Genomic DNA, 18,591 nt, shown 5'->3' with positions numbered 1-18,591 from the left:
ACATTCCGCCACTATTTGAAGTACGCGAGATAGTGCGACACAGCGGTGATCTCCTCATCGCTCATGTGATAGGCGACATCGGCCATCGCGGCGACGCCGCCGCCGACGCGCCCGCCGGCCTTGTAGTCGTGCAGCGCCTTAACCAGATATTCCTCGCGTTGACCCGCAAGCCGGGCGACGGCCTTGGTGCCGGCAAAGCTCTCCGTATGGCATGAGGCGCAGCGGCGGCCGGCGGCGACCTGCGCGCCTTTTTTCGACAGGTCAGGGTCCTTGTCTTCCTCTGCCTTCCGCGGCGTCATCTGCGCGAAATAAGCGCCGAAATTGCGGATGTCCTCGTTGGCGATCTCCTCGGCGATCGGCTGCATCTGCTCGTTCTTGCGCGAGCCGGCGCGGAAGAACACCAGCTGCCATTGGATGAATTGATCCGGCTGGCCGGCCAGCGAAGGGATGTTCTCGGTCTGCGAGATGCCGTTCTCGCCGTGGCAGCCGGAGCAGACGGCGGCCTTCTCCTTGATGGCGGTATCGTCGGCGGCCTGGGCCGCCGGCGCGAGCAGGAGTGCCGCAGACAGAATTCCAAACCGAACGACCCGCATGGCTCAATCTCCGACTGTCATTGCCGGGCTCGACCTGGCAATCCATCCCGTTTGCAAAGAGTTTCTCGTTTGATGGATGCCCGGATCAAGTCCGGCATGACGAACGCGTTCCGCTGCGAGCCTGTCGCATCAAACAAAAGAGGCTGCGGCCATCAACCGGACGCAGCCTCATCTCGTGTCGGGCTAGTTCTTGCTGTAGCTGATGCGATAGATCGCGCCGGCCCAGTCGTCCGCGACGAGGATCGAGCCGTCCTTGGCGAGGACGATGTCATCGGGACGGCCGAGATAGCCCTGGTCGCCCTCGAGCCAGCCGGATGCGAACACCTCCTCCTTGGCGTTCTTGCCGTCCGGATCGACGATCACGCGCACGATCCGCGCGCCCTGGTACTTGTGACGATTCCAGGAGCCGTGCTCGGCGATCAGGATGTTGTTCTTGTACTCGGGCGGAAACTGGTCGCCGGTATAGAACTTCATGCCGAGCGGAGCGACATGCGCGCCGAGGTTGAGCACGGGCGGCGTGAACTCGGAGCATTTGTGGCCCATCGCGAACTTCGGATCGGGAAGGTCGCCCTGGTGGCAGTAGGGGTAGCCGAAATGCTCGCCGATCTTGTTGATCATGTTCAGCTTGTCCGAGGGCAGATCATCGCTGACCCAGTCGCGGGCATTTTCGGTGAACCAGTATTTGCCGGTGCGCGGATCGACGTCGCCGCCGACCGAGTTGCGAACGCCGAGCGCCCAGATTTCGGCATTGCCGGTCTTGGGATCGACGCGCCGGATCTGCGAGACGCTGGTCGGGGGAATGCCGACGTTGAAGGGCGGTCCGAACGGCAGGAAGAACCAGCCGTCCTTGTCGACCGCGATGTACTTCCAGCCATGCGCGGCATAGGACGGCATGTCGTCGTAGACGACCTTGCCCTCGCCGGGATTGTCGAGCTTGTTTTCGATGTCGTCGTAGCGGATCAGCTTGTCGACGGCGATGACGTAGAGCGCGCCGTCCTTGACGGCGAGACCCGTGGGCATGTTCAGCCCCTTGAGGATGGTCTTGACCTCCTTCTTGCCGTTGCTGTCCTTGATGGCATAGACGTTGCCGAGGCCGAACGAGCCGACGAACAGCGTGCCCTTGTCACCCCAGGCCATCTGCCGCGCGGCCAGCACGCCCGAGGCGTAGACCTCCATCTTGAAGCCCGGCGGCAGCTTGACCTTGTTGACGATGGTGGCGAGCTCGGCGTCGGACGCGCCGGTCGGCGGACCCGAGGGCGGCGCGAGGCCCTTCTGCGCCTCGGTCTCATCGCCGAGGAACCAGTCATCCGGCGGATGGGTCCAGAATTCCTTGGTGCCGGATTCGTACTTCTTCAGCGTCCTGTTCTTGTCCTGCTGCTGCTGCGCATTGCCGGCGCTGGTTCCCGCAAGAAGGGCCACGGCCGCAAGCGCCAACACGGATCGATGGAACATCGATGTCATCGCGTCACTCCCCTAAGGCAGCCGTCAGGGCTGCACATTATTTTGTTTTGGCTAGTCGAGAGGCGAAGTTTTCATTCCGCCAAGAGGCGGACGCAAAAAGGTTAGCACATCTGCGAGCCGTGAGAAGCGCGTCGCGCCGACGACGATGATCTCGCTGCAACGCGGAATCAAAATGGTAGGTGGCGCATTTGCAGGCAGCAGGAGAGGCGGATCGTACCAAACCGCGAAAACAACCCCATGCACAGTAGAACAGTCAGGGCCACGATGCGCCCGCTGACATCACGCAGACATTTGATGCGTCGCGCGAAACGACAAAGGCGGCGCTACGGAACGACCGGGTAGGGTCCGCCGTCAAACGCCGTGTCATGATAGCCTTTCGAGCCGACCTCACGCGCCAGCGTACTGCGAAAATCCTGTCCCGCACCCAGGCTCTGCAGCACATGTGCGAAGTCGAACTCCGGCCGCCAGCCCAGTTCGCGCCGGGCGCGTTCGTTGACATAGACGGGGTCGATCGCAGGGAAGAGCCGCCAGCCGCGCGCCGCATAGAGCTCAATGCAATCCGGATAGAGCTCGCGCACGACACCGGCTGCATCGCGCGCAAGTGCCGCGAGATGGCGCGGCTCGAACGGGCTGGTGGCCGAGACGATGTACCGGGCGAAACCGAGCTTTGGCGCGCGCTCGACAGCGAGCAGATGGGCGCTCACCGCGTCCGCGATATCCAGCCGGCGATAGAGCAGCTCATTGGCCTGCGCGTTGTCCAGCGGGTAGGCCGACCGCATCGCGGGATCGTCATCGTCTTCCGGAAAGAAGCGCGAGGTCCGCAGCACGACGACCGGCAAACCGCGCTCGCGAAAGAACAGCTCGCACAGAGTCTCCGCCATCAGCTTTGTGGTGCCATAGATGTTCTTCGGCACCGGCGGCAGATCCTCGGTGACCCACACCGCAGTCTGTCCGGCCTCACGGCGAAGCTGCGAGCCGAACGCACTGGTGGTGCTGGTGAAGACGAAGCTGCGCACGCCGACGGCGGCGGCCGCCTCGAGCAGGTTGAGCGTGCCGGTGACGTTGGTGTCGACAAAATCCTGCTTGCTGTGGGTCGCCACGTGCGGCTTGTGCAGCGTCGCGGTGTGGATCACGGCGGTGACGCCGTCCATCTGGCGCCGCACGAAGCCCGGGTCGACGATCGAGCCGACGGCGTCGGTGAAGGGGGATCGCTTCAGGTCGATCCCGCGCGCCGCGGAACCGCGCCCGCGGAGCGTTCGGAGGATGGCCTCGCCAAGGTGGCCCGCGCTGCCCGTAACCAGAACTGTCATGTGAGACCCGATACAGCCGTCAGCGGCGTGAAAAACCACGGCCGAAGGCGGTTTGGCTGGATGCTCTGGGAAAAACTGGAGCGGGCGAAGGGGCTCGAACCCTCGACCCCGACCTTGGCAAGGTCGTGCTCTACCACTGAGCTACACCCGCATCCTGTGTCGGTCGCATGACGCGCCGGCAACGGCTGTCGTATGCCAAAAGCGGACGGCGAATGCAACAGCTAGCGGCGGGATAGATTCGGTTTCGGGGCGGCATATGGGCCTCCGATCGCGGCCAAATCGGCCAAAAACAACCTGGAACGGCCAAATCGGTCTTAACGGATTGAAATTCGGCCCATTCGGCCCAATTTAGGAGCCGACAGCGAAGCATATGGATTGGCGACGTGCTAAAGGACCCGCCATTCCAGACATGACGAGGGGATCCCGTGACGATCATCGACCAGGGTAACGGAGCCGCAGTCCCGGCTGCGGCCGATCTGATCAAGGACACCACCACCCAGACCTTCGTGAAGGACGTCATCGAGGAATCGAAGCGCCAGCCGGTGCTGATCGACTTCTGGGCGGAGTGGTGCGGCCCCTGCAAGCAGCTCACCCCCGTGCTGGAAAAGGCGGTCAAGGCGGCCAAGGGCAAGGTCAAGCTGGTGAAGATGAACATCGACCAGCACCCGGCGATCCCGGGCCAGATGGGCATCCAGTCGATCCCGGCCGTGATCGCCTTCGTCAACGGCCAGCCTGCCGACGGTTTCATGGGTGCGGTGCCGGAAAGTCAGGTCAACGCCTTTATCGAGCGGTTGACCAAGGGCGTCACCGCGCCCGGCGAGGTCAATGTCGCCGAGATCGTGCAGGAGGCCGAAGCGGCGCTCGCCGAGGGCGATGCCGCGGCCGCCGCGCAGATCTACGCCGAGGCGCTCCAGCACGATTCGACCAACATCGCCGCCCTGGCCGGCCTTGCGAAATGCTATGCCGTCTCCGGCGCAATGGAGCAGGCCAAGCAGACGCTGGCCATGGTGCCGGAATCCAAGCGCAACGACCCCGCGGTGAAAGCCGTGCAGACCACGATCGATCTGGCCGAGCAGGCGGAGCAGCTCGGGCCGGTCACTGAACTGGAACAGAAAGTCGCCGCAAACCCGCTCGATCATCAGGCGCGATTCGACCTTGCGACCGCGCTGAATGCGCAGGGCAACCGGGCGGCAGCCACCGAGCAGCTGCTCGAGATCATCAAGCGCGACCGCAAGTGGAACGATGACGGCGCCCGCAAGCAGCTGGTGCAGTTCTTCGAGGCCTGGGGCGGCACGGATGATGCAACCATCGAGGGGCGCAAGCGCTTGTCGACGATCCTGTTTTCATAGGGAAGACGCACGGTTATTGTTTGCGCATGATCTTATCGGAAAACCGCTGCGCACTTTGCGCCAGCGCGGTCCTTCGGATCCGGATCATGCTCTAGCGGGGACCAGATGCCGATCAACATCGAATATCGCGGGCCCGGCGACCTTCCGGAGATCATTCCGATGTTTCCGCTGCCCGGCGCGCTCTTGCTGCCGCGCGGCCAGATGCCGCTCAACATTTTCGAACCGCGCTATCTCGCGATGGTCGACGATGCCCTCCGCGACGGCCATCGCCTGATCGGCATGATCCAGCCTGACGTGGCGCACTCGCCGAAGGATTCGGACAAGCCGGCGCTGTTCCGCGTCGGCTGTGTCGGCCGCATCACCCAGCTCGCCGAATCCGGTGACGGCCGCTATATCCTCGAGCTCACCGGCGTCTCGCGCTTCAAGGTGGTCGAGGAGCTCGAGGTGCTCACCGCCTACCGGCAATGCAAGGTGGATTTCTTCGCCTTCGTCGACGATTTCACCGCGCGCATGGGCGAAGACGACGTCGATCGCGAGGCGCTGCTTTCCGTGCTGGCAGACTTCCTGAAGGCCAACAACCTCAAGGTCGATTGGGAAGGCGTCGAAAGCGCGCCCAACGAGGCGCTGGTCAACGCGCTGGCGATGATGTCGCCCTATGGCCCGGCGGAAAAGCAGGCCATGCTGGAAGCACCGGATCTCAAGACCCGCGCCGAGATCCTGATCGCCGTCACCGAAATGGACCTCGCCAAGAAGCGCACCAGCGGCGATCCGCCGTTGCAGTGACGGCACCCGACTGAAAGCTAGCTTCGCTCCCGCCGGCCAAGCCAGATGTGAAGCGGAAACAGCAAGGCCAGGGAGAAACCGCCGCCCAAGTGGATCCAGCTCATCCAGGGCCGAACCGCGTCCGATCCCAGATAATAGAGACCGAATGCGGTCACGATCAGTACGGCATTGAACGCCGCCATGAATGATCCCGACACCAGATTCTTGCCGCTGCGCCACGATCGCCGCAGGTGCACCGGAATGAGGGCGCCCAGCAGCAACAGCGTCACCATCGCGGTGCCGCCATGCACCATCAGCATGTTGGCGGCGATCTGCTGCCAGAGCTCATCGCCGGCGACGTCCTTCTGCCAGTCGGCCAGGAGCCAACCGGCGCCGGTGAGGACCAGCGCGGCGAACGCCGTGTAGAGCGAATAGCGAAACGATGTCCTAAGCCGCAAGGTGCACCGCGTGATGCCAGTCGGACGTGATTTGAACGCCGCCGTCCGTGGAGATCAGCAGGGCATCCGCGCGATAGGACTCGAGCAGTTCGCCTGCATCGGTCCCGGAGATCATGACAACCTTGGTCAAGGCGTCGGCAACCATGCAGGAGCGCGCCCGAACCGTGACGCCGTCGATCAGGCTCACCGGCCTCTGAGTTGCAGGATCAATGACCGCCGAACTGCCCGACCCGCCGCCGTCGACCAGGTCGACGCGGCGCGCCGTTGAGGCCAACGCCTCATCTGTCACCTCGATACGGCAGATCGATCGGCTCGGATGGCGGGGATTGCGGATGTGAACGGTGTGCGTCTGAGCGCCAAAGGCCCGAAGGTCGCCGCCGGCGTTCACCATGCCGCGGGGAATGCCGAGGTCGCGCAGCACGACCACCGCGCGGTCGACGGCAAAACCCTTCGCGATGCCGCCAAGGTCAATTGCGACATCCGTCGAGCGAAAGCGAACCTCCCGCTCCGGAAGCAGCTCGATCGCGTCGGGAGAGCGCAATATCGGCGCCGACTTGTCCTTCAGCGGCGGCAACAAGCCGATGGCCTGCAACGCCGGTGCGATGGCGATGTCAAAACACCCGCCAGAGCATCGATGCAGCTCGACGGCCGTCTCGAGCACCCGAAACGTCCACGCATGAACGCTCACGGGGCGTGTGCCGGCTTCGCGGTTGAGCCGACTGACATCGCTATCCGGCTCATGAAAGCTCATCAGTCGATGCACCTGCGCCACGGCATCGAATGCGGCGCCGATGGCGCTCTCCATCTCGGATCTGGGAGCGCCCGCAACCTCGATCTCCACGAAGGTGCCGAGCAGCGGCCTCGCGCGACGGATGCTATCGGAGACGATTGCCATAGGCCGCCAATATTCTTTTCACACCTTCGGTGACATGGGTCGACGACAGCGTCGCCCCGGCGATATTCCTGATGTCGCCGTTGATCTTGAGCGCGCTGCCGGCGGTCTTGCCGACGAACTGCGCGAGCCAGCTCGGGCTCCTGATGTCGCCGCCATACGATTCCCGATATTCCAGGATCTCGACCTTGTGGACGGCCCCCGCCGGCGTCAGTGCCACCGCGTAGTCGATGAAAAGGTGCTTGCCGACGACCCGGTCGAACACGAAGAAGCCGACGACCTTGCCGCCGGCTTCGGCCTTCCAGACGCGGCCCGCCTGGACCTCGGAAAAATGTGTCGCGGACGGAAAAGCCTCCTTCTGGGCTTCCTCGATCGACAGATACCGAACAGCATAAGCGGGAGAGGCGGCAGACAAGATCGCCGCCGCCGGCAGGGTATATCGAACCCAGTTCATGGTCACCTCGCTCCTTGGTCCTGTATCAGATCTTGCAACGTTGTCCCAGGCGCGCCTGTCCGCATCAGAAGAAGAAGCCGACGCCGCCGAGGAACGAGTCCGAGAGCGCGCCGGTGGCGCTCTTGTCGATCACATGCTGATAGGTCGCCTTCAGCACAATCTTCGGGGATGGAAAGACTGCAAAGCCGGCCGTGTGGTACTGCCGCTGACCCTGGCCAGTCGGCAGATTGGCATCGGTGCCGGCGAAGCCGCCCGTCTGCAGGTTCTGATAAGTGTAGCGGTAGAACGGCACGGCCTCCCACTCGCTGCCCAGAATTGTACCGAGCGGCACGTGGTAGGCAATCTCGCCGGAGTAGCCGTACATCGACTTGCCGACATTGTTGGTCGGATCCGAGTCGTTATTCGCGCGCAGATTTTCCGGGTGCCCGAACTGAGCGCGGACATATTCGCCCCGAAGCTCAAGACCTGTGTCGGGCACCCTGTAGCGGAATTCGGCGTCAAACATCGCGAGACTAGACCTGCCGAGGAAGTTACCGAAATCGTCATGAGCGCCGCGCGGCGTCGTGTTCGGCGAGTAATACGTGCTGACGCTTCCGGCGAACCCTGGCAAGAATGTCGGCGTGAAGTCGAGCCGGCCGGACACGGCCGTGGCGTTGTTGAGTTGCTGGAAGTCGCCGAGCGGGGCCCTCGAGAAACCGAGCGCGTTTACACCGTCAATGCCCGCGGCGTAGGCGGTGCCGGGAAGCGGGACGGTCTTTGCCTCAGTGCGATTGTCGAAGGAGTCGCCGAAATCCTCGTTGCTGGTGCTGACCATCACCTGATATTTGAGGTCCTCGGTGATCGTCCCGTAGACGCTGGTGGATGGGACCTTCCACGTCGACGGAATCAGGCCGTTGTAGAGTTCGGGCCGGCCAACACTATAAAATTGGGTCGGCTCGTGGTGCTGGTTGATATAGCCGATCGGCACGAGATCGACGCCGGGCGAGCGCCAGTTGAACTGATCGATGATCTTGAAGTCGATCCAGACTTGCTCGATCTCGGCGGTGCCGTGCAGCTTGTCGTCATTGTCGAATCCGGAGCCGGCGTGCTCGAATTCAATCTCGGCGTTGAAGATGATATTCGGGGTGATCGCGTAGGTCGGCAGGAGCACGAATCTCTGCGCATCGAACCCTTTCTGCCACTGGCCGCCGGCAGCGGGATTTTGCATCGTGCCGAACTTGATCTCGCCATAGGCTCCGATGCTGAGACCGGGGACCGGAGAATCGGCGACGCCAAGGATGGGTTTGTCCGATGCCGACGGGAGGGGCGGCAGGGCAATGAAGTCTTTCGATTTCGACTTGGCCGATTTCTCGGACGGTTGGACTTCGGGCTTAGCTGGTGCGTCCTTTGATTCATTTGGTTCAGCGGATGGCGCGGCCGCGTTGGCGCTCCTGACCGTTGCTGATTTCGCGCCCGGCTTTGCGCCTGCATCGGGCGTCTGACGATCCTGTTTCTGCTTCAGCTCGGCCTCGAGCTGCTGGATACGCTGCTCCATCTTCTCGAGCTTCTTCAGCAGCAATCCATTGGCGTCGCCATCCGCTGCCGAAGCCGCGCCAGAACTCACGACCGCTACCGCGGTCGCCGCGAGCAAGATCGATCTGCGGTGATGCCAACGGCGTTCGAACCGTGACGTAAATGAACCGGCGGAAACATCCGATGACATGTGAGCCCCCAAAGAGTTGCGACATCCGGCCGCAGGAGAAGCTGGCAGGTGCGCTCTTGGGAAGCAGAAACGTTCAGAAGCGCTTCTAGAATCGCTCCACATTAGAATTAAAATAAGTCAAAAGACCTTATGTCGCCCGTTGTCGCCCCACGAGCACGCCATACCCGACCTAACGACGGAGCTGAAATCCCGATCAGGGTGACGACGTGGACCCGCCAACAAGCGCACCAGCGGCGATCCCGCGTTGCAATGATCTTGCGACTGAGCTTCCGCGAATACGGTGCGCTCCCTCTCTCGCTTGCGGGAGAGGGTCGGGGAGAGGGTGCTTCCTCAAGCGAGAACCCCCAGGACGAGAGAGCCCTCACCCGGCACTTTGCGCCGAGCCCTCCCGCAAGCGGGAGAGGTGACCGGGTCTGCGGCTCAGCCCTTCCAACTCAACTCACTGATGATGCCGGATACGCTTGCGGCCGGTGATCATCGCGCGGATCAGGTTCTCGCGCTGGAGCAGGCTCATCAGCACCACGCCCAGAACGTGGAGCACCACCAGCACCATGACCGCGTCCGATGAATAGTGGTGGGTGTCCTCGACCCACCACACGCCGAAGAAGGTCACGGTCACCGACATCGCGCCTGTGATGGCAGAGACGGCAATCGACAGCAGCAGCGCTACCAGCATCAAGGTGCCGGCGGGATTGAGCCCGATATAGCGGCCCGTGATGCCGCGGCGCAGATTCAGGAGATAGCCTGGCGCGGCACGCAGCCTGACGCCGATCATGCGGAAGCGCGAATAGCGGCTGCCGCAAAACCCCCAGACCAGGCGGAAGGCGACGAAGGCGAGCACCGTATAGCCGAGGATGCGATGAAGTCGGTCATAGACGGTGGGGGTGAACCACGCGGCCAGGATGCTGGCCGCGAGAGCCCAGTGCCACAGGCGCAGCGGGAGGTCCCAGACGGCGACCGTCCGCGATGCAATTCGATCCACGGGGGTCCTGTCGGACGCCCCGCGCGTGTCTGGCACCGCTTCGTCGATCAAGCCGGGACCACTCCTGAATGATTACTTTGCGCAGATCATTTGGCGATCGTGTGCTTCAGGCTCAGATCTTCCGGGCTGTAGAACAGCTCGTAGAGCTTGCCTTCCTTGACGCCGTAGACCTCATAGCACGAGCCTTCGATCTTGGAGCGCCGCACCTCGTAGCCGGCCGCCTTGGCCTTGGCTTCGGCTTCGCTGGCCGGCTTCCATGACGCCTTATCGATCTTGGTGCAGTTCTTGAAACCGTCGGCCATCGCCGCCGAGCTCATGCCGATCCCGACCGTCAGTGCAATGGCAACAACACGAATGACCTTCACGAACGTCTCCTCCTCTGTCGTGGGCGCTGCGCGGAGCCGCGAAGCGAACCGAAGGAAGCAAAGGGGGAGGTGAAGTCAATCCGGTCCGGGCTGGTCGGCCTTAGATTTACTCTAACGATCCGAAAAAGATCAGCGCGCTCTGCATGCGTCGGCGCCGCTGCGGCCTTACGCCTCACGAAGCCAATGCGCGCTACCTAATAGCCCGCGACCGCGAGCGCGACAACGGTGGTGAGCATCATCCAGCCGAAGTGGCGGCCGCGCGTGGCCCATGCGTTGGCGAAAGCGGAGAAGCCGAACACGCAGGCCATGGTGACCACGATCCAGTGGCGCGCGGGCTCGGAGCCCATCCAAGGCGTTGCGATCAGCAGCACGCCGCCGCCGATCCAGGCGACGGTCGAGGCCTGCCAGACCAGGCGGATCAGGGTGCGCAGCCGCTCCGGCTCGATGCGGGCGCGGGCGAACACCTTGGCTTCGCCGAGATAGCCGTGGATGAGGGCCACGGCAATGGTCAGGACGCCGGCGCATTGGAGCAAGAGATCACGCATCGATGTCTCCATACAGTTGTGTATGGTTGATTAAGCGCTGGCTGATCGCCTGTCAATACACTAGTGTATGGCGGACTTTTGGAACCCCGACATGGCCGAGCAGCTTTCCGCCGACGACTGGATCAATCAGGGCCTCAAGGCACTCGCCAAAAGCGGCTTCACCGCACTGAAGGCCGATCCGCTGGCGAAAGCCATGGGCGTGTCGCGCGGCAGTTTCTATTGGCATTTCGCCGATCTCGGCGCGTTCCACGCCGCCATTCTGAAGCGCTGGCGCGAGATCGCGGCCGAGCAGATCATCGCCGATGTTGAGGCCGCCAGCGGCGAGCCGCTCAAGGCGCTGCTGCGAAGGTCCTTTGGCGCGCGGCTCGACCTCGAGCGGGCCGTGCGCAACTGGGCCGCGTTCGATGCGGCCGCGCAAGCCGCGGTCCGCGCGATCGACCGCCGCAGGATCGACTATATCGAGGCCTTGCTCGCAAAGCGCGGGCTCGCACCCGCGCCGGCGCAGGCGCGCGCGCAGATCCTGTACTGGACATTTCTCGGCTTTGCCCTGTCGGGCACGCCGGTGCCGGCGGCGCGGCTCCAGGGCCTGATCGACGAGCTGCTGCGGATGGTTTCCGCCTGAACGGTGAGAATGGGCGAGCACAATTTTCTGTGCTAGAGGCAACCGATCCCGGAGACCGAAATGAACGCGCCCACCGAACGCCCCGAACCCAGTGTCGATCCCAAATTGCTGGAGATCCTGGTCTGCCCGCTGACCAAGGGTCCGCTGGAGTTTGACGCCGCAAAGCAGGAACTGATCTCGCGCAGCGCCAAGCTCGCTTATCCGATCCGCGACGGCATTCCGATCATGCTGCCGGAAGAGGCCAGGAAGATCGATTGAGGGTGGCGAATAGGGAATGGCGAGTGGACCTACTCGCTATTCACCATTGGCCCCTTACAACGCCTCGCCCTTCAACAGCCTTGGCACCTCGCCCGTCAGCCCGGCGGCCTGGCGGATGAAGAGATTTTTCAGCGGAGGCGCGCGGTCGACGAGGCCGAGGCCGATGTCGCGGACGGTGCGCAGCAAGGTCGACTGATTGGAGAACAGGAAGTTCAGCGAGTTGGTGGCAACGCCCATCGCCATGGTGTCGAAACGGCGCCAGCGCTGATAGCGCTCGAGCACGTCGGCACCGCCGAGATCCATGCCGAGCCGCGCGGCATCGACGACGACTTCCGCCAGCGCGGCGACGTCCTTCAGCCCCATGTTGAGGCCCTGGCCCGCAATGGGGTGAATGACATGGGCGGAATCGCCGACCAGCGCCAGGCGCTCGGCGATGAAGGAGCGTGCAACGAAATAGGACAGCGGGAATGCGCGCGGCTTGTCGAGCGCTTTGACCTCGCCGAGATGCAGGCCGAAGCGCTGCTCGAGCTCGGCGTGAAACTCGCCCTCGCTCAGCGCAACGATGCGCGCGGCCTCAGCCCGGCGCTCGGTCCACACCAGCGAGGACCGCTTGCCGGATAGCGGCAGGATCGCGAACGGGCCTGCGGGCAGAAAGTGCTCTTCGGCGCGGCCCTCGTGATCGCGCTCGTGGCCGACGGTGACGACGATGCCGGACTGGTCGTACTCCCAACCATGGGTGACGATGCCGGCGCGCTCGCGCAGCTTCGACTTCGCACCATCGGCGGCGACAAGAAGGCTGGCCGCGACGGCGCTGCCGTCGCCGAGTGTCACCTCGATGCCTTCGGGACGCGCATCGTAAGAGGATACAACGGTCGCGCGGAGATCGATGCCCTCGGCCTCGGCCCGCACCACCAGCGCATCGATCAGGCGGCGGTTCTCGATCATATGCGCGAACGGCTCGCCCGGCGCGACATCGCCGGCAAAGTTCAGGAACACCGGACGGGTGGCGTCCTCCAGCTTCGAATCGGTCACGACCATGTCGAGGATCGGCTGGGCCTCGCCCCTGACGTCGTCCCAGGCGCCGATCGCCTCGAACAGGCGGCGGCAGGCGGCCACGATCGCGGTCGCGCGCGGATCGCGGCTCGGCCGCGTGCCGAGCGCGGGGTCGGCGACGATGACGGGAATCTCGGGCCCGAGCCCCTGGCGTAGCGCCAGAGCCAGCGCCAGGCCCGCAAACGCGCCGCCGCCGATGACAATGCTACCCTGTACCGACATACCAAGCTTCCCGGCCAATTCCTGGTCTTGCTAGCAGACTTGAGCTGGGCGAAACAGTGCGGTGAAACAAGGGCGGAACGGCCCGAATGTGTCATTCCGGGGCGCGCGTCAGCGCAACGCCCCGGAATGACGCGACATTTGAAAGCACCATATGTCCAAAAGCCTGATCGACCTGATCTCGATCCTCGACCTCGAACAGCTCGAGGTGAATCTGTTCCGCGGCAACAGCCCGAAGACGAGCTGGCAGCGGGTGTTCGGCGGCCAGGTGATCGGGCAGGCCATGGTCGCGGCCTGCCGCACGGTCGAGGACCGGCTGCCGCATTCGCTGCACTGCTATTTCATCCTGCCCGGCGATCCGCAGATCCCGATCATCTATCAGGTCGAGCGCCTGCGCGACGGCAAGAGCTATTCGACGCGGCGCGTCACCGCGATCCAGCACGGCAACGCGATCTTCTCGATCATGGTGTCGTTCCACGCCGACGAGGAGACCGCATTCGATCACCAGGACAAGATGCCCGACGTGCCGCCGCCGGAAAAACTCACAGCGGAGGAGGTGGCGAAGCAGCCGATGTTCCGCGAGATGCCGGAGTTCATCCGCCGCTACTATGAATCCGATCGTCCGATCGAGCTGCGGCCGGTCGAGCTCGGCCGCTATTTCGGCCAGAAGATCGACGACGGCCGCATCCACGTCTGGATCAGGACCGCGGCGAAGCTGCCGGACGATCCGGCGCTGCACATGTGTGCGCTGGCCTATGCCTCGGACTTTTCGCTGCTCGATGCGATCATGGCACGCTATGGCCGCACGCTGTTCGACAAGCGCATGATGCCGGCGAGCCTCGACCATGCGATGTGGTTTCACCGCCCGTTTCGCGCCGACGAATGGCTGCTCTACGCCCAGGATTCGCCGAGCGCGCAATCAGGCCGCGGCCTGACCCGCGGCTCGATCTTCAAGCCCGACGGCACGCTGGTGGCCTCGGTCGCGCAGGAAGGCTCGGTGCGCGAGCGCCGGAGCTGATCGCTCCAGGCGCGCTGAAGCGCGCCTGGAGCTTTTCAGATCACGCTCCGAGCGCGCCGCGGGGCGCGAGCTCGGTCTGCGATGCGAACCAGTTCATGATCCAGCGATACACCCATGGGATCGGGATGATGAGGCAGAACAGGATCGCTGCCACGATTCCGCGCCAGAGAATCTCGAGACCGCTGCCCTTGAACACGATCTCGCGGCGCGTGCCTTCGATATTGCGGCAGAACCAGCGCATCTGGGCTGCGGCGACCCAGGCCCAGCCGATGATGGTGATCATGGAGATCGCGAACAGCAGGTTCCAGCCGATATAGGCCCAGACCGAGCCGCTGAAGCTGAGGCCGAGCGGCTGCCCGTTGGAGGCAAGGTTCGCGACCATCCATTTGATCAGGAGCCAGTAGAGCACGATCTGCACGATGAACAGCAGATTGCTGAGCAGCTGGCTGCCGATGAAGCCGATCACGATCGCAAACGCGATGAAGCCGAAAAACCACGGCACCAATGTCATCGCATTGCCGGTGAAGCTGAGATTGGGTCGGCCGGGGACCTTGACGCAGGGTACGATCCAGTTCGTGTACCAGACGAACAGCCACGGCACCGGAATGACGAAGCAAGAGCCGATCACCAACACGAGCGTGCGCCAGGTGAACTCGAGGATGCCGAAATCAACCGCCAGCGATCCTCCGCCGGCGCCACCAGCGTAGCCGCTGCTGGCATAACCACCACCACCCATCGGAGGACCGCTCGCCGGCATCATCGGCGGTGCACCGCCGCCGATCAGGCCGGGGATTTCGGCGGCCTTCTGCCAGCCGGCCATGCCTTCGGACCACACCAGCGTATCGGCGCGCACGACGCCCTGGGCGATGAGCTCGCGGAATTGCCCCTCCGGAAACGGCCCCTGCTGCTTGCCCTCGGATGCGTAGAACCAAGTCGCCATGACGCGTCCCCCAAAATACTTATGTACCGCTCGGCAGGCGCGGGTTCACCGTATCCATGCCAAAATTGCATTGTGACGGATGAACGGCTGCCCTGTACAGAGGCGGCCATTCACATGGCCAAGCGTTTTTCCGCTTCAATCTGCAACTTTTTTATGCCATTTGCCCGGAAAGATGCCAGATTGACGCAGCGCCGGGGACATACGGCGCGGCGCATCCCGGGAAACAGGCCTGACCATGAAACTCGTCGTCGCGATCATCAAACCCTTCAAGCTCGATGAGGTCCGTCAGGCCCTGACGGCGATCGGCGTCCACGGCATGACTGTCACCGAGGTGAAGGGTTACGGCCGCCAGAAGGGCCACACCGAGATCTATCGCGGCGCCGAATATGTCGTGAACTTCCTGCCGAAGCTGCGGATCGAGATCGCGGTCGCCTCCGACATCGCCGACAAGGCGGTTGGCGTGATTACGGCGTCGGCGCGTACGGGTCAGATCGGCGACGGCAAGATTTTCGTCACGCCGATCGACCACGCGCTGCGCATCCGCACCGGCGAAACCGACAGCGACGCGCTCTAGATTTTGTTTTCGACGCGTTTTCTTCACGCGAACCGGTATCCACTTCGCTTGAAAACGCTCTGATCTTCTTCGATCGCACCGGCAACGACGCCACGCGTGCGACGCCATTACTGTGCCCGGGGGAAAATGACATGGCGGGATTGTTGCGCCGCGCAGCTGCTATGGCTGCGCCGATCGGATGTGTGTCCGTGATGGCTTCGCCGGCGCGCGCCGCGGCTTCCGAAATCAACACCGCCGACACCGCCTGGATGATCGTCGCCACCGCGCTGGTGCTGATGATGACGATCCCGGGACTGGCGCTGTTCTACTCCGGCATGGTGCGCAAGAAGAACGTGCTTGCGACTATGGCGCAGAGCCTCGCCGCGGTGACGCTGATCTCCATTCTCTGGGTCGCGTTCGGCTATTCGCTGTGCTTCGTCGGCGATGGCCCGTGGATCGGCTCGCTCGACCGCTGGTTCCTCGCCGGCATGACCATGGACAGCGTCAATCCGGCGGCGAAGACGATCCCGGAATCGCTGTTCATGCTGTACCAGATGACGTTCGCCATCATCACGGTGGCGCTGGTCGCCGGCTCGGTCGCAGACCGGATGCGGTTCTCCGCTTATCTCTTGTTCTCCGTCGCCTGGTTTATCTTCGTCTACATTCCGCTGGCGCATTGGGTCTGGGGCGGCGGCTTCCTCAACAGCATGGGGGTGATGGATTTCGCCGGCGGCCTCGTGGTGCATCTGTCGGCCGGCACCGCCGGTCTCGTCGCCGCCAAGGTGATGGGACGCCGTCACGGCTACGGTAGCGAAAATCTCTCGCCGTTCGATCTGTCGCTCGCGGTGATGGGCACCGGGCTGCTGTGGGTCGGCTGGTTCGGCTTCAACGGCGGCTCGGCGGGCGCGGCCAATTCGCGCGCGGTGATGGCGATCATCGCGACCCATCTGGCCGCCTGCTCCGGCGCACTGACCTGGGGCGCGATCGAATGGTCGACGCGGCGCAAGCCCTCGGTGCTCGGCATGATCTCCGGCGCGGTCGCAGGGCTCGGCACCATCACACCGGCCTCCGGCTTCGTCGCGCCGTGGCACGGCATCGTCATCGGCATCGTTGCCGGCGCGGTCTGCTACTGGGCCTGTACCTGGCTGAAGCATCGCTTCGACTATGACGATTCACTCGACGTGTTCGGCGTCCACGGCATCGGCGGCCTGACCGGCACGCTGCTCGCCGGCGTGTTCGCGACCAGCGCGATCGGCGGCACCGCCGGCCTGCTCGAAGGTCATCCGCAGCAGCTTCTGATCCAGTTCTACGGCGTCGCCGTCACCTTCGTCTGGTCGGCCGGCGTGAGTTTTGTGCTGCTCAAGCTGGTCGGCCTGTTCGTGCCCTTGCGGGTGTCGCGCGAGCAGGAGCTGGAGGGCCTCGATATCACCCAGCACGGCGAGGCGCTTCAGTAATCGGGGCTTGCGCAACACATAAGCACGTGCTTATGTGTCGTCATGATCGAAGCCGACATCTTCAAGGCGCTGGCCGACCCGACCCGCCGCAAGGTCTTTGAGAAACTCGCTGGCGGCAGCCTGAATGCCAGCGCCTTGCGCGACGGATTGGAGATCAGCCAGCCGGCGATGTCGCAGCATCTTTCGGTGCTGCGCGCGGCAGGGCTCGTGCGCGAACAGCGGCAGGGCCGCTTTGTGAATTACGAAGTCGATCCGGACGGAATCGCCGCCATCGGGACATGGCTCGCGCGCTACCGTGCCTATTGGCCGAAGCGCATGGCAGCACTCGCCGACCTCTTGAAGGACATGGACCAATAAAGGACCTGGATCAATAAGGACCTGGATCAATGAGCGACGCCATGAAGCCTGATCGCCCCGATGCAAAGCTGGTGCTCGAATTCGATTTCGATGCACCGCCGCCAAAAGTCTGGCGTGCCGTGACCATCCCTGAATTGCGTCAGCGCTGGTTGCCCGATTGCGACCTGGCAGGCGCCGAGCCGGAATCGTCGATCCCGGGCGAAGAGGTCCGCTACCATATCCGCGATTCCGAACCGCCGTTTCGCGAGAGCCACGTTATCTTCCGGATCGAGCCGAACGAGGACGGCGGCACGCGCTTCCGCATCATCCAGCAGGCCTGCGACGTCAGCGTAAAACTGCCGCAGCCGGCCAATACCAATTGCTGCCTGATGCGCGCAGCGGCCTAGCAAAAAAGAATTTGTCATCTACAGAAATGGGAGGTCGCCGATGCGCGACATGCTTCAGCTCGTCCCTATGGTCGTCGAACAATCCGCGCGCGGCGAACGATCCTTCGACATCTATTCGAGGCTGCTGCGCGAACGCATCATCTTCCTGAACGGCGAGGTCAACGACGCCCTGTCCGGGCTGGTCTGCGCGCAGCTGCTGTTCCTCGAAGCCGAGAATCCCCACAAACCGATCAACCTCTACATCAACTCCTATGGCGGCGTGGTCACCAGCGGATTTGCGATGTACGACACAATGCAGTTCATCAAGGCGCCGGTTCATACGCTGTGCATGGGCACCGCGCGCTCGATGGGTTCGTTCCTGCTGATGGCCGGCGAGCCCGGTCACCGCGCCGCTTTGCCCAATGCAAGCCTTCACGTGCATCAGCCGCTCGGCGGCTTCCAGGGCCAGGCCTCCGACATCCTGATCCACGCCAACGAGATGCAGGAGACCAAACGACGCATCATCCGGCTCTACGCGCAACATTGCCGGCGCTCCGAGGCGGAGGTGGAACGAACCCTGGACCGCGACCACTTCATGACCGCGCAGCAAGGCGTCGAATGGGGACTGATCGACCGGGTGTTTGCCGCGCGCGACGCGGCCTGACGGTCTCGGTCGGCGCGCGTATCCCACGGGCGCGAATCCGGGCTCGAAGCGCGCGAGCGCGTCGCTCCGTAGTTCGATACCTCTCGGTTGCCCGGCGTGTGGGCATCAATTGTGTCGACAGCCTGTCATGCCTGCTTTTTCATCAGCCCTGATCATGGATTGAGCGCGACGTATTAGCACACTCCGGCACAACACCCGTCAAAGGCGAAAACCCC

General features: G+C 63.5%; 22 protein-coding genes and 1 tRNA gene. 10 read left to right on the top strand and 13 right to left on the bottom strand.

Annotation, left to right across the window (positions count from 1 at the left end):
- Positions 1-11: 11 nt before the first annotated feature.
- The 4 genes from JJB99_RS01635 to JJB99_RS01620 form a co-directional block, all read right to left on the bottom strand.
- Entirely contained in the window at positions 12-593 is a 582-nt protein-coding gene (locus tag JJB99_RS01635) for a c-type cytochrome (RefSeq protein ID WP_200497086.1), read from the bottom strand.
- Positions 594-776: 183 nt separating this feature from the next.
- Complete coding sequence (locus tag JJB99_RS01630) at positions 777-2,054, bottom strand: PQQ-dependent sugar dehydrogenase (RefSeq protein ID WP_200497085.1); 1,278 nt, start codon at positions 2,052-2,054, stop codon at positions 777-779.
- 323 nt (positions 2,055-2,377) lie between these two features.
- Positions 2,378-3,364, bottom strand: coding sequence for an NAD-dependent epimerase/dehydratase family protein (locus JJB99_RS01625; RefSeq protein ID WP_200497084.1), 987 nt, complete (start codon positions 3,362-3,364; stop codon positions 2,378-2,380).
- 76 nt (positions 3,365-3,440) lie between these two features.
- Positions 3,441-3,515: transfer RNA gene (locus tag JJB99_RS01620), tRNA-Gly, on the bottom strand.
- A gap of 274 nt (positions 3,516-3,789) precedes the next feature.
- Here JJB99_RS01620 and trxA point away from each other — a divergent pair.
- On the top strand, positions 3,790-4,713 hold the full coding sequence (gene trxA / locus JJB99_RS01615) for a thioredoxin (protein ID WP_200497083.1): 924 nt from the start codon (positions 3,790-3,792) through the stop codon (positions 4,711-4,713).
- 105 nt (positions 4,714-4,818) lie between these two features.
- Positions 4,819-5,496 (top strand): LON peptidase substrate-binding domain-containing protein, encoded by a 678-nt coding sequence (locus tag JJB99_RS01610; protein WP_200497082.1) that lies wholly within the window; start codon positions 4,819-4,821, stop codon positions 5,494-5,496.
- Positions 5,497-5,513: 17 nt separating this feature from the next.
- On the opposite strand, the gene JJB99_RS01605 is transcribed toward JJB99_RS01610, so the two are convergent.
- The 7 genes from JJB99_RS01605 to JJB99_RS01575 form a co-directional block, all read right to left on the bottom strand.
- Complete coding sequence (locus JJB99_RS01605) at positions 5,514-5,933, bottom strand: hypothetical protein (protein WP_200497081.1); 420 nt, start codon at positions 5,931-5,933, stop codon at positions 5,514-5,516.
- Positions 5,923-6,738 carry an FAD:protein FMN transferase gene (locus tag JJB99_RS01600; protein ID WP_246775121.1) on the bottom strand — a complete coding sequence of 272 codons (816 nt, stop codon included), beginning with the start codon at positions 6,736-6,738 and terminating at the stop codon, positions 5,923-5,925. Before JJB99_RS01600 ends, JJB99_RS01605 begins: the two co-directional genes overlap by 11 nt.
- A 70-nt stretch (positions 6,739-6,808) precedes the next feature.
- Positions 6,809-7,279, bottom strand: a complete 471-nt coding sequence (locus tag JJB99_RS01595; protein WP_200497079.1) for an FMN-binding protein — start codon at positions 7,277-7,279, stop codon at positions 6,809-6,811.
- A gap of 64 nt (positions 7,280-7,343) precedes the next feature.
- The gene (locus tag JJB99_RS01590) at positions 7,344-8,882 is read right to left on the bottom strand and encodes a hypothetical protein (protein ID WP_246775120.1); all 1,539 of its coding nucleotides are present in this window, start codon (positions 8,880-8,882) and stop codon (positions 7,344-7,346) included.
- A 538-nt stretch (positions 8,883-9,420) separates the two neighbouring features.
- Positions 9,421-10,014, bottom strand: coding sequence for a cytochrome b/b6 domain-containing protein (locus JJB99_RS01585; RefSeq protein ID WP_200497078.1), 594 nt, complete (start codon positions 10,012-10,014; stop codon positions 9,421-9,423).
- Between the two features lie 35 nt (positions 10,015-10,049).
- Positions 10,050-10,328 (bottom strand): PepSY domain-containing protein, encoded by a 279-nt coding sequence (locus tag JJB99_RS01580; RefSeq protein WP_200497077.1) that lies wholly within the window; start codon positions 10,326-10,328, stop codon positions 10,050-10,052.
- Positions 10,329-10,522: 194 nt separating this feature from the next.
- The gene (locus tag JJB99_RS01575; protein ID WP_200497076.1) at positions 10,523-10,873 is read right to left on the bottom strand and encodes a hypothetical protein; all 351 of its coding nucleotides are present in this window, start codon (positions 10,871-10,873) and stop codon (positions 10,523-10,525) included.
- Between the two features lie 91 nt (positions 10,874-10,964).
- On the opposite strand from JJB99_RS01575, the gene JJB99_RS01570 reads away from it, so the two are divergent.
- On the top strand, positions 10,965-11,495 hold the full coding sequence (locus JJB99_RS01570; RefSeq protein WP_200497075.1) for a TetR/AcrR family transcriptional regulator: 531 nt from the start codon (positions 10,965-10,967) through the stop codon (positions 11,493-11,495).
- A 60-nt stretch (positions 11,496-11,555) separates the two neighbouring features.
- The gene (locus JJB99_RS01565) at positions 11,556-11,753 is read left to right on the top strand and encodes a Trm112 family protein (protein WP_200497074.1); all 198 of its coding nucleotides are present in this window, start codon (positions 11,556-11,558) and stop codon (positions 11,751-11,753) included.
- A 54-nt stretch (positions 11,754-11,807) separates the two neighbouring features.
- Here JJB99_RS01565 and JJB99_RS01560 read toward each other — a convergent pair whose 3' ends face one another.
- Entirely contained in the window at positions 11,808-13,028 is a 1,221-nt protein-coding gene (locus tag JJB99_RS01560; RefSeq protein WP_200497073.1) for a ubiquinone biosynthesis hydroxylase, read from the bottom strand.
- A 151-nt stretch (positions 13,029-13,179) separates the two neighbouring features.
- Here JJB99_RS01560 and tesB point away from each other — a divergent pair, with 151 nt between their 5' ends.
- The gene (tesB, locus tag JJB99_RS01555; RefSeq protein WP_200497072.1) at positions 13,180-14,043 is read left to right on the top strand and encodes an acyl-CoA thioesterase II; all 864 of its coding nucleotides are present in this window, start codon (positions 13,180-13,182) and stop codon (positions 14,041-14,043) included.
- Between the two features lie 40 nt (positions 14,044-14,083).
- On the opposite strand, the gene JJB99_RS01550 is transcribed toward tesB, so the two are convergent.
- Positions 14,084-14,983 (bottom strand): DUF4339 domain-containing protein, encoded by a 900-nt coding sequence (locus JJB99_RS01550; protein WP_200497071.1) that lies wholly within the window; start codon positions 14,981-14,983, stop codon positions 14,084-14,086.
- 235 nt (positions 14,984-15,218) lie between these two features.
- On the opposite strand from JJB99_RS01550, the gene JJB99_RS01545 reads away from it, so the two are divergent.
- From JJB99_RS01545 to JJB99_RS01525, 5 genes are all read left to right on the top strand, one after another.
- Positions 15,219-15,557, top strand: a complete 339-nt coding sequence (locus JJB99_RS01545) for a P-II family nitrogen regulator (RefSeq protein WP_027535359.1) — start codon at positions 15,219-15,221, stop codon at positions 15,555-15,557.
- 131 nt (positions 15,558-15,688) lie between these two features.
- Positions 15,689-16,990, top strand: a complete 1,302-nt coding sequence (locus JJB99_RS01540) for an ammonium transporter (RefSeq protein WP_200497070.1) — start codon at positions 15,689-15,691, stop codon at positions 16,988-16,990.
- 42 nt (positions 16,991-17,032) lie between these two features.
- A complete protein-coding gene (locus tag JJB99_RS01535; RefSeq protein ID WP_200497069.1) occupies positions 17,033-17,347 on the top strand; it encodes an ArsR/SmtB family transcription factor in 315 nt (104 codons plus the stop codon).
- A gap of 29 nt (positions 17,348-17,376) precedes the next feature.
- Complete coding sequence (locus tag JJB99_RS01530; RefSeq protein WP_200497068.1) at positions 17,377-17,733, top strand: SRPBCC family protein; 357 nt, start codon at positions 17,377-17,379, stop codon at positions 17,731-17,733.
- Positions 17,734-17,773: 40 nt separating this feature from the next.
- Positions 17,774-18,376, top strand: coding sequence for an ATP-dependent Clp protease proteolytic subunit (locus JJB99_RS01525; protein WP_200497067.1), 603 nt, complete (start codon positions 17,774-17,776; stop codon positions 18,374-18,376).
- The last annotated feature ends 215 nt before the right edge of the window (positions 18,377-18,591 follow it).

The organism is Bradyrhizobium diazoefficiens (assembly GCF_016616235.1).
In the GTDB taxonomy this organism is placed as follows: domain Bacteria; phylum Pseudomonadota; class Alphaproteobacteria; order Rhizobiales; family Xanthobacteraceae; genus Bradyrhizobium; species Bradyrhizobium diazoefficiens_H.
Note: the sequence above shows the minus strand (reverse complement) of the source record. Positions and strands in the feature narration are given on the sequence as shown.

Excerpts from the sequence above, each read along its gene's own strand:
- JJB99_RS01635 (WP_200497086.1), bottom strand. The coding sequence starts at position 593 with ATGCGGGTCGTTCGGTTTGGAATTCTGTCTGCGGCACTCCTGCTCGCG.
- JJB99_RS01630 (WP_200497085.1), bottom strand. The coding sequence starts at position 2,054 with ATGACATCGATGTTCCATCGATCCGTGTTGGCGCTTGCGGCCGTGGCC.
- JJB99_RS01625 (WP_200497084.1), bottom strand. The coding sequence starts at position 3,364 with ATGACAGTTCTGGTTACGGGCAGCGCGGGCCACCTTGGCGAGGCCATC.
- JJB99_RS01610 (WP_200497082.1), top strand. The coding sequence starts at position 4,819 with ATGCCGATCAACATCGAATATCGCGGGCCCGGCGACCTTCCGGAGATC.
- JJB99_RS01600 (WP_246775121.1), bottom strand. The coding sequence starts at position 6,738 with ATGGAGAGCGCCATCGGCGCCGCATTCGATGCCGTGGCGCAGGTGCAT.
- JJB99_RS01595 (WP_200497079.1), bottom strand. The coding sequence starts at position 7,279 with ATGAACTGGGTTCGATATACCCTGCCGGCGGCGGCGATCTTGTCTGCC.
- JJB99_RS01575 (WP_200497076.1), bottom strand. The coding sequence starts at position 10,873 with ATGCGTGATCTCTTGCTCCAATGCGCCGGCGTCCTGACCATTGCCGTG.
- JJB99_RS01570 (WP_200497075.1), top strand. The coding sequence starts at position 10,965 with ATGGCCGAGCAGCTTTCCGCCGACGACTGGATCAATCAGGGCCTCAAG.
- JJB99_RS01565 (WP_200497074.1), top strand. The coding sequence starts at position 11,556 with ATGAACGCGCCCACCGAACGCCCCGAACCCAGTGTCGATCCCAAATTG.
- JJB99_RS01560 (WP_200497073.1), bottom strand. The coding sequence starts at position 13,028 with ATGTCGGTACAGGGTAGCATTGTCATCGGCGGCGGCGCGTTTGCGGGC.
- tesB (WP_200497072.1), top strand. The coding sequence starts at position 13,180 with ATGTCCAAAAGCCTGATCGACCTGATCTCGATCCTCGACCTCGAACAG.
- JJB99_RS01550 (WP_200497071.1), bottom strand. The coding sequence starts at position 14,983 with ATGGCGACTTGGTTCTACGCATCCGAGGGCAAGCAGCAGGGGCCGTTT.
- JJB99_RS01545 (WP_027535359.1), top strand. The coding sequence starts at position 15,219 with ATGAAACTCGTCGTCGCGATCATCAAACCCTTCAAGCTCGATGAGGTC.
- JJB99_RS01540 (WP_200497070.1), top strand. The coding sequence starts at position 15,689 with ATGGCGGGATTGTTGCGCCGCGCAGCTGCTATGGCTGCGCCGATCGGA.
- JJB99_RS01535 (WP_200497069.1), top strand. The coding sequence starts at position 17,033 with ATGATCGAAGCCGACATCTTCAAGGCGCTGGCCGACCCGACCCGCCGC.
- JJB99_RS01530 (WP_200497068.1), top strand. The coding sequence starts at position 17,377 with ATGAGCGACGCCATGAAGCCTGATCGCCCCGATGCAAAGCTGGTGCTC.
- JJB99_RS01525 (WP_200497067.1), top strand. The coding sequence starts at position 17,774 with ATGCGCGACATGCTTCAGCTCGTCCCTATGGTCGTCGAACAATCCGCG.